This window comes from Pseudonocardia zijingensis, assembly GCF_042657305.1.
Taxonomy (GTDB): Bacteria; Actinomycetota; Actinomycetes; order Mycobacteriales; family Pseudonocardiaceae; genus Pseudonocardia; species Pseudonocardia zijingensis.
In genome coordinates, this window is the sequence record NZ_JBHSKO010000012.1 from 209638 (window position 1) to 218164 (window position 8527).

Annotated in this window: 6 protein-coding genes; 1 reads left to right on the forward strand and 5 read right to left on the reverse strand. The window is 74.1% G+C overall.

Going from position 1 to position 8527, the window contains the following annotated elements:
• Window positions 1-46: 46 nt before the first annotated feature.
• From ACFPL3_RS23500 to ACFPL3_RS23520, 5 genes are read right to left on the reverse strand one after another with little or no spacing between them, the layout of a single operon-like run.
• A complete protein-coding gene (locus tag ACFPL3_RS23500) occupies window positions 47-2506 on the reverse strand; it encodes a GcvT family protein (RefSeq protein ID WP_343943878.1) in 2460 nt (819 codons plus the stop codon).
• A complete protein-coding gene (locus tag ACFPL3_RS23505; protein WP_379589646.1) occupies window positions 2506-3087 on the reverse strand; it encodes a sarcosine oxidase subunit gamma in 582 nt (193 codons plus the stop codon). Before ACFPL3_RS23505 ends, ACFPL3_RS23500 begins: the two co-directional genes overlap by 1 nt.
• Window positions 3077-5896, reverse strand: a complete 2820-nt coding sequence (locus ACFPL3_RS23510; protein WP_343943857.1) for a 2Fe-2S iron-sulfur cluster-binding protein — start codon at window positions 5894-5896, stop codon at window positions 3077-3079. Before ACFPL3_RS23510 ends, ACFPL3_RS23505 begins: the two co-directional genes overlap by 11 nt.
• Window positions 5893-6171 carry a sarcosine oxidase subunit delta gene (locus ACFPL3_RS23515; protein WP_343943856.1) on the reverse strand — a complete coding sequence of 93 codons (279 nt, stop codon included), beginning with the start codon at window positions 6169-6171 and terminating at the stop codon, window positions 5893-5895. Before ACFPL3_RS23515 ends, ACFPL3_RS23510 begins: the two co-directional genes overlap by 4 nt.
• A 15-nt stretch (window positions 6172-6186) precedes the next feature.
• Complete coding sequence (locus tag ACFPL3_RS23520) at window positions 6187-7428, reverse strand: sarcosine oxidase subunit beta family protein (protein ID WP_343943855.1); 1242 nt, start codon at window positions 7426-7428, stop codon at window positions 6187-6189.
• A 103-nt stretch (window positions 7429-7531) separates the two neighbouring features.
• Here ACFPL3_RS23520 and ACFPL3_RS23525 point away from each other — a divergent pair, with 103 nt between their 5' ends.
• Window positions 7532-8197 carry a GntR family transcriptional regulator gene (locus ACFPL3_RS23525; RefSeq protein ID WP_343943854.1) on the forward strand — a complete coding sequence of 222 codons (666 nt, stop codon included), beginning with the start codon at window positions 7532-7534 and terminating at the stop codon, window positions 8195-8197.
• The last annotated feature ends 330 nt before the right edge of the window (window positions 8198-8527 follow it).

Here is an 8527-nt window from a genome sequence, read left to right on the forward strand (position 1 = left end):
GCCCCGCGGCCGCCGGGCGTCGCGGTGATCACCCGGCGGCGCGCGGTCAGCGCCGGATCCGGGCCATCTCCGGGTCCACCAGCGGCTCGGCCGCCACGGTGGCCGGGATGCGGCGGCCGAAGTACTCGATCTCCACGGCAGTGCCCGGGGTGGCGCTGGCGGGCAGCCACGCGTAGGCGATCGGGGCGCCGACGGTGTGCCCGAACGCCGCGCTGGTGACGTAGCCCGCCGCCCGGCCCCCGAGGTACACCGGCTCGCTGCCGAGCACCACGCTGCGCCGGTCGTCCACCGTGAGGCAGGTCAGCCTGCGGTCCACCGAGCCGGCGCCGATGCCCGCGAGCGCGTCGCGGCCGACGAACTCGCCCTTCTGCATCCGCACCGCGAATCCGAGCCCGGCCTCGTACGGGTTGTGCTCGGTGGTCATGTCGGTGCCCCACGAGCGGTAGCCCTTCTCCAGGCGCAGGCTGTTGAAGGCCGCCCGCCCCGCGGCGACGACGCCGAGGTCCTGGCCCGCCGCCCAGAGCACGTCCCACAGCCGCAGGCCGTACTCGGCGCTGGTGTAGATCTCCCAGCCGAGCTCGCCGACGTAGGACAGCCGCATGGCGGTGACCGGCACGCCGCCGATGCGGGCCGGCATCGCGCGGAAGTAGCGCAGCCCCTCGTTCGAGAAGTCCTCGCGCGACAGGGGCTGCACGAGGTCGCGGGCCAGCGGGCCCCACACCCCGATGCAGCAGGTGCCGCCGGTGATGTCGCGGACCTGCACGTCCGCCGGTGCGTGACGGCGGAAGTGGTCGAGGTCGAGGTTGCCGTTGGCGCCCACCTGGAACCGGTCGGGGCCCAGCCGGGCCACCGTGAGGTCGCTGCGGATGCCACCGGCCTCGTCGAGCGCGAGGGTGTAGGTGACCGACCCGACCGACTTGTCCATCTTCCCGGTGGTGAGCCGGTCCAGCAGCGCCAGCGCGCCCGGGCCGGTGACCTCCAGCCGCTTGAGCGGCGTCATGTCGTACAGCGCCACGCCCTCGCGGGTGCGCCACGCCTCCGCCGCGGCGACCGGGGACCAGAACTGCGCCGACCACGCGTCGCGCTCCGGCGGCACCCACGCCTCGGGCAGCTGGTCCACCAGCGGGGCGTTCGCCTCGTACCAGTGCGGCCGCTCCCAGCCCGCCGCCTCGAGGAACACCGCGCCCAGCTCCTCCTGGCGGCGGTGGAACGGGCTCACCCGCAGGTGGCGCGGCGACAGGCGCGGCTGCAGCGGGTGCAGCACGTCGTAGACCTCGACGAAGTTCTGCGTGGAGGTCTCCTCCACGTAGTCGTCGGGGAGCTGGACCTCCTCGAAGCGGTGCACGTCGCAGCCGTGCAGGTCGAGGCTCGCCCGCCCCTCGGTGAGCAGCTCCGCCACCGCTCGCGCCACGCCCGCGGAGTGCGTGACCCACACCGCCTCGGCGATCCAGAACCCGGCGACGTCGGGTGACTCGCCGATCAGCGGCCCGCCGTCCGGGGTGAAGGAGAAGATGCCGTTGAAGCCCTCCTCGACCTTCGTCGACGCCAGCGCGGGCAGCAGCAGCCTGCTCTGCTCCCAGGACGGCGCGAAGTCCTCCTCGGTGAACGGCAGCATCGACGGCATCGCCGAGGCCGTGACCTCCCGGTCCTCGACGAGGTCCTCCAGCCGCACGGGCATCGGGCGGTGGGCGTAGCTGCCGATGCCGAGCCGGTCGGCGTGCTCGCGGAAGTACAGGTCCTGGTCCTGGTGGCGCAGGATCGGCAGGCTCGCCTCGGTGCGCTCGTCGGAGCGCCCCACGAGCTCGGCGATCTGCCCGGTGCGCACGTACTGGTGGGCCAGCGGCAGCAGCGGCACCGCCATCCCGGCCATGGCGCCCACCCGGCGTCCCCAGAACCCGGCGCAGCACACCACGACGTCGGCGGGCACCACGCCGTCGGGGGTGCGGACGCCGGTGACCCGGCCCCCGGTCTGCTCGATGCCGGTCACCCGGGTCGAGCCCCGGAACTGCACGCCCCGCCCCTGCGCCCGGCGCACCAGCGCAGCCACCACGCGCGGCGCCTTCGCGAGGCCGTCGGACGGGATGTGGAACCCGCCGAGCACGCGGTCGCGGTCGAGCAGCGGGTGCAGCCGCACGCACTCGTCCGGGTCGACGACGCGCGCCTCGACGCCCCACGACGCCGCCCAGCCCTGCTTGCGGTACAGGTCGGCGAGCCGCTCGGGGGTGGTGGCGACCTCCAGCCCGCCGACCGGGTTGAAGCACCAGTCGCCGTCGAGGTCCAGGCCGGAGAACTTCTCCACCGTGTAGCGGGCGAACTGCGTCATCGTGCGCGACGGGTTCGTCTGGAACACCAGGCCGGGCGCGTGCGAGCTGGACCCGCCCGTGAGCGGCAGCGGCCCCTGCTCGAGCACCGTGACCCGGTCGACGCCGCGCTCGACCAGCTCGTCGGCGAGGTTGGCGCCGACGATGCCGGCTCCGATGATCACGACATGTGGCGAACCAGGCATCATGCCCCCCTGAACTCGGTGGCCGCGTCGAGCAGCCAGGTGGCGAGGTAGCGCGCGAACGACGACCGGACGAGCAGCTGGTAGTGCCGGCCGGCGTCGTCGAGGGCGAGCAGCACCACGCCCGCCAGCCCGAGCGTGGTCTGCGCGGCCGACCCGGCGGGGAAGGCGCGCGGGTGCAGGTCGAGCGCGCAGCCGGTGGCGAGCACGTCGCGCACGTGCTCGCCGCGCAGCCGCAGCGTGGTGCGCTGCGCGGACACGTCGACCACCGCGCCCCGCCCGGCGACCGCCGCCCGCAGCCCCGCCTCCAGGTCGCCGGGCGCCTGGAACGGGCTCGTGACGAGCCACTCGTCGGGGCCCAGCCAGATCGCCCGCGCCGTGTCGCCGTCCACCCAGGACGGGCGGCCCGGGAGGGCGACGCCGACGTGGGCGGCCACGTCGGCGGCCGCCGGGCCTGCGGGGTCGAGCCGCACGTCGGCCATCGCGACGAACGGCTCCGTCACGATCTGCACGCCGTCGGGCAGGGCGGCGAAACGCCCCGACCAGCCGTGCAAAGCGCCGGTGCGGGACAGCTCAGCCGTCACGACGGGCTCCTTCCGGGTCGACCAGCACGGGCTCGGTGACCTGGACGGGCACCAGTGCGTCCCCGACCGGGACGTGCAGGGTGTCGCCGATGCGCTCGCGGCCCGCCCGGACCAGCGCGAGGGCGAAGGTCCGCTCCAGCGCGGCGCTGCGGTAGCTGGACGTGACGTGGCCCAGCATCGGCACCGGGGGATCGGGCAGCCGGTCGTGCTCGACCACCTGGGACCCCTCCGGCAGCAGCACGGTGCGGTCGACCGGCAGGAGCCCCACCAGTTGCTTTCGCTGCGGGTTGCGGTTCTCCCCGCGGGAGAACGACCGCTTGCCGACGAAGTCCGCCTTCTTCTTCGACACCACCCACGACATGCCGAGGTCCTGCGGGGTCACGGTGCCGTCGGTGTCCTGCCCGACGATCGGGTAGGCCTTCTCCGCGCGCAGCACGTGCATGGTCTCGGTGCCGTACGGGGTGATGCCGTACGGCTCACCGGCCTCGATCAGCCGGTCCCACACCGCCCCGGCGTGCCAGCCGTCGACGTTCACCTCGTACGCGAGTTCGCCGGAGAAGCTCACCCGCGCGATCCGCACGGGCACGTCGCCGAAGCGGGTGTCGCGCCAGGTCATGAACGGGAAGGCCGCCTTCGAGACGTCCACCTCGGGGAACACCGCGGCGATCACGTCGCGCGAGCGTGGCCCCACCACCGGGAACGTGGCCCACTGCTCGGTGACCGACGTCAGGTGCACCCGCAGGTCGGGCCACTCGGTCTGCAGCCACTCCTCCATCCAGTCGAGCACCGTCGCGGCGCCGCCGGTGGTGGTGTAGACGAGGAACCGGTCCTCGGCGAGGCGCAGCACGGTGCCGTCGTCGAGCACCATCCCGTCGGCGCCGCAGAGCACGCCGTAGCGCACCGCGCCGACCTTCAGGCTGCTCATCAGGTTCGTGTAGAGCCGGTCGAGCAGCACCGCGGCGTCCGGGCCCTGCACGTCGATCTTGCCGAGCGTCGAGCCGTCGAGGATGCCGACGCCGCCGCGGACCGCCGCGCACTCGCGCAGCACCGCGGCCTCCATGTCCTCGCCCGCCTGCGGGTAGTAGCGGGGCCGCTTCCACTGCCCGACGTCCTCGAACACCGCGCCGCGGGCCACGTGCCGGTCCTGCAGGGGCGTGACGCGCTCGGGGTCGAACAGCGCGCCGCGGTTGCGCCCGGCGAGCGCGGCGAAGGCCACCGGCGTGTACGGGGCGCGGAACGTGGTGGTGCCGAGCCGTTCCACCGCCATCCCGACCAGCTCCGCGGTGATCCCCGCCGCGACGATCCCGGACGTCTTGCCCTGGTCGTGCGCGGTGCCGATCGTCGTGTACCGCTTGACGTGCTCCACGCCCCGCATGCCCGCCCCCACGGCGCGGGCGATGTCGGCCACCGTGGCGTCGCGCTGGATGTCGACGAACTGGACGTGCTCGTCGCCGGGCACCCGCCACAGCACCAGTGGCGGCGTGCGCTCCGGTGCCCGGTCGGCCACCGGCGGTCCTGCCACCCCGCGGGCGTCGATCCCGAGGTCGGCGAGCGCAGCGAGGGCCGCGCGGGCGCCGTCGCGCAGGCAGCCGTCGAGGTCCAGCACACCGGTCGCGGCGCCGGCCACGGACGTGCCCGGCAGCGTCTCTCCCGGCACGAACGCACCCAGCGCCGCGTCGTAGGCGAGCCGGCCCCCGGCCTGGCTGAACAGGTGCACCGCGGGGTTCCAGCCGCCGCTGACCAGCAGCAGGTCGCACGCGATCGGCTCGTCGCCCACGAGGGCGTGGGTGATGCGCTCGCCGCCGCGGGTGCCGGTGACGAGCTCCCCGGCGCGCACCGGGATGCCGCGGCGCTCGCACTCCGCCCGCCAGTGCCCGGGCGCGTCTGCGCGTGCGTCGACGACCGCGTGCACCCGCGCGCCCGCGTCGGCCAGGTCGACCGCCGCGGCGTACGCGGCGTCGTCGGTGGTGAACACGACCGCGTCGCGGCCCGCCAGCACGCCGTAGCGGTGCAGGAACGTGCGGGCGGATGCGGCCAGCATGATCCCGGGGCGGTCGTTGTCGGCGAAGACGACGGGCCGCTCGTGCGCGCCGGCGGCCACGAGCACGTGCCGCGCCCGGATCCGCCACACGCGCTGCCGCGACCGGTGGCGTGGCGCGGCGGCTCCGAGGTGGTCGGTGCGCCGCTCCAGCGCGAGCACGAACCCGTCGTCGTAGTGCCCGAAGGCCGTGGTGCGCTGCAGGTGCAGCACGTCGGGGCAGGCCGCCAGCTCGGCCGTCGCGGCCGCCACCCAGTCGAGGGCCGCCGCGCCGTCGATGCGATCGGTGCCGCCGAGCAGTGCCCCGCCCGCCTCGGACTGCTCGTCGACGAGCACCACCCGCGCGCCGGCCCGCGCCGCGGTGAGCGCAGCGACGAGCCCCGCGGGGCCCGCCCCGACCACCAGCAGGTCGGCGTGCGCGTGCTTCGCGTCGTAGCGGGCGGAGTCGGGCACGTCGGCGAGCCGGCCGCGGCCCGGCACGCCGCGCACCGCGAGCCCGTCGACGAGCTCCACCGTGGTGGCGAGCTGCATCGGCTCCGGGAAGGGCTCCTCGATCTGCACCAGACCGCCCGGGTCCTCGGCCCACGCCGCCCCGATCCCGCGGGGGCGGCCGCGGGCGACGCTCGTGCCGGTGGCGTGCACGCCGTTCGCGAGCAGCGCCGAGGCCAGGGTGTCGCCGGGGTGGCCGGCGTGGGCGACCCCGTCGAAGGTGAAACGGTAGGTGGTGGCGCGGTCGATCCGCCCACGCCCCGCCACGCGCAGGTCGGTCATCGGATCACCGGCCGGGGCTCGCCGGGGCGGTAGACGGCGCGGAACCGGTAGGTCACCGTGTCGCGCACCGCGTTGAACCAGCGGCGGCAGCCCGCGGCGTGGCTCCAGCGCTCGGCGAACAGGCCCTTCGGGTTCTCCCGGAAGAACAGGTAGCGCGCCCACTCCTCGTCGCTGAGCGCGGCCGGGTCGGCCGGGTAGGCCACGTGCGCCTGCCCGCCGTAGTGGAACTCGGTCTCCTCGCGCGGCCCGCACCAGGGGCACTCGATGAGTTGCATGCGTGCTCCTCGCGATCAGTGGGCCACGGCGGCCGCGCCGTGCTCGTCGACCAGCGCCCCGGTGACGAAGCGCTCCAGCGTGAACGGGGCGTTGAGGGGGTGCGGCTCGCCGTGGGCGATCGTGTGCGCCATGCACCAGCCCACGCCGGGGGTGGCCTTGAACCCGCCGGTGCCCCACCCGCAGTTGAGGTAGACGTTCTCGTACGGGGTGCGCCCGACGATCGGGGAGGCGTCCGGTGTGACGTCCACGATCCCGCCCCACGTCCGCAGCAGGTGGGCGCGCGCGAACACCGGGAACAGCTCCACCGCCGCAGCCATCTGCCGCTCGATGACGTGGAACGCGCCGCGCTGGCCGTAGCCGTTGTACGAGTCGATCCCGGCGCCCATCACCAGCTCGCCCTTGTGCGCCTGCGACACGTAGACGTGCACGGCGTTCGACATGACGACGGTGGGGTGCACGGGTTCGAGCAGCTCCGACACGAGCGCCTGCAGCGGGTGGCTCTGCACCGGCACCCGGAACCCGAGCATGTCGGTGAGCACCGAGGTGTGCCCCGCGGCGCACAGCGCGACCTTCCCGGCGGCGATGTCGCCGCGGGTGGTGCGCACGCCGGTGACCCGGCCCCCGTCGGTGGTGAAGCCGGTGACCTCGCAGTCCTGGATCAGGTCGACCCCGGCCTCGTCGGCGCGGCGCGCGAACCCCCAGGCCACGTAGTCGTGCTTCGCGATGCCCGCGCGCGGCTGGTACGTGGCGCCCAGCACCGGGTAGCGGATCTCCTGCGAGGTGTTGACGATCGGGCAGACCTTCTTGACCTCGTCCGGGCTGAGCCACTCGGCGTCGACCCCGTTGAGCCGGTTGGCCTCGACCCGCCGCACGCTGTCGCGCACGTCCTGCAGGCTGTGGGCGAGGTTGAGCACGCCGCGCTGGCTGAACAGGATCGGGTAGCCGAGGTCCTCCTCGAGCCCCTCCCACAGCTTCAGCGCGTGCTCGTAGATCCCCGCGCTCTCGTCCCACAGGTAGTTCGAGCGGATGATCGTGGTGTTGCGGGCCATGTTCCCGCCCGCGAGCCAGCCCTTCTCCAGCACCGCGACGCTCGTGATGCCGTGGTTGCGCGCGAGGTAGTGCGCCGTGGCGAGGCCGTGCCCGCCCGCGCCGACGACCACCACGTCGTAGGAGCGCTTCGGCTCCGGGTTGCGCCACAGGAAGTCCGGGTGCTCGGGCAGTGCCTCGAGAACGGGGTCGTTCGGGGTCTCGAGCATGCGGCGTCCGATCTGTCGTACCATGCCCACGAAACTGATATATCAATTGGCGGTGTACGGTAGGTCGGCTGCCGGATGGCGTCAAGGGCACGGGAGGGCGGATATGGGTGTCGCGGCGCAGCCGTCGTCCTCCGGGGGAGGGTCACTGGCGGACCTGGCGTACGAGGGCATCCGCGACCGCCTCGTCATGCTCGACATCCGGCCCGGCGAGCCGATCAACGACGACGCACTCGCCCAGGAACTCGGCACCGGCCGCACCCCCGTGCGCGAGGCCCTGAAGCGCCTGGAGGGCGACCGGCTCGTCGTCGCCTACCCGCGGCGCGGCACGTTCGCGACCGCGGTCGACATCACCGACCTGGCCCACATCTCCGAGATCCGCGCCCAGCTGGAGCCGCTCGCCGCGTCCGGCGCGGCGCGCAACGCCTCCGCGGCCGACCGGTCCCGCCTCGCCGCCCTCGCCGGGGACGTTGCGCAGCTCGAGGCCTCCGTCGCCGACCGCCGCGAGCTGCTGCGCCGCGACGTCCAGGTCCACCGCGAGATCTACCGCGCCGCGGGCAACCCGTACCTCGAGGACATCCTCGTCCGCCAGGACAACCTCGCCACCCGCATCTGGTGTCTGTTCCTCGACCGCATCCCGGCCGTCGCCGGCCACGTGGGGGAGCACGTCGCACTCCTCGACGCCATCGTCGCGTTCGAGGCGGAGAAGGCCGCGCAGCTGGCCCTGGAGCACGTGGTCGGTTTCGAGCGCGCGGTCCGCGCGGTGCTGTAAGCGCCCGGCGGCTCGCCGGGCCCATGATCGGTGATCATGGGTGTGGCACGCCGGCGGCGGGAGGCATGATCCGCGCGAGTCGCGCTCCAGGGTCGTGGGATCACCGTGGTGTACGTCTTGCGCGGGGTCACCGCAGGTCAGCAGCACCTGGAGGTCGTGGCGGCCGCGCTGGTGTGCTTCTCGGGTGGCGAGGTTGAGCCTGGTCGATGGTCATGGAATGCCGCGGCCCGGCCGTCGCGAGGTGTCCCAGGCCTCCGGTGGCGCGACTGCGCGATCAAGGGGAGATGGTCGCTCCTGGAGATCAACCAGCGACCATGTGCCCCTTGGTCA

Bases quoted from the DNA above. Each gene is read 5' to 3' on its own strand.
- ACFPL3_RS23500 (WP_343943878.1), bottom strand. From the start codon at position 2,506: ATGCCTGGTTCGCCACATGTCGTGATCATCGGAGCCGGCATCGTCGGC.
- ACFPL3_RS23510 (WP_343943857.1), bottom strand. From the start codon at position 5,896: ATGACCGACCTGCGCGTGGCGGGGCGTGGGCGGATCGACCGCGCCACC.
- ACFPL3_RS23515 (WP_343943856.1), bottom strand. From the start codon at position 6,171: ATGCAACTCATCGAGTGCCCCTGGTGCGGGCCGCGCGAGGAGACCGAG.
- ACFPL3_RS23520 (WP_343943855.1), bottom strand. From the start codon at position 7,428: ATGCTCGAGACCCCGAACGACCCCGTTCTCGAGGCACTGCCCGAGCAC.
- ACFPL3_RS23525 (WP_343943854.1), top strand. From the start codon at position 7,532: ATGGGTGTCGCGGCGCAGCCGTCGTCCTCCGGGGGAGGGTCACTGGCG.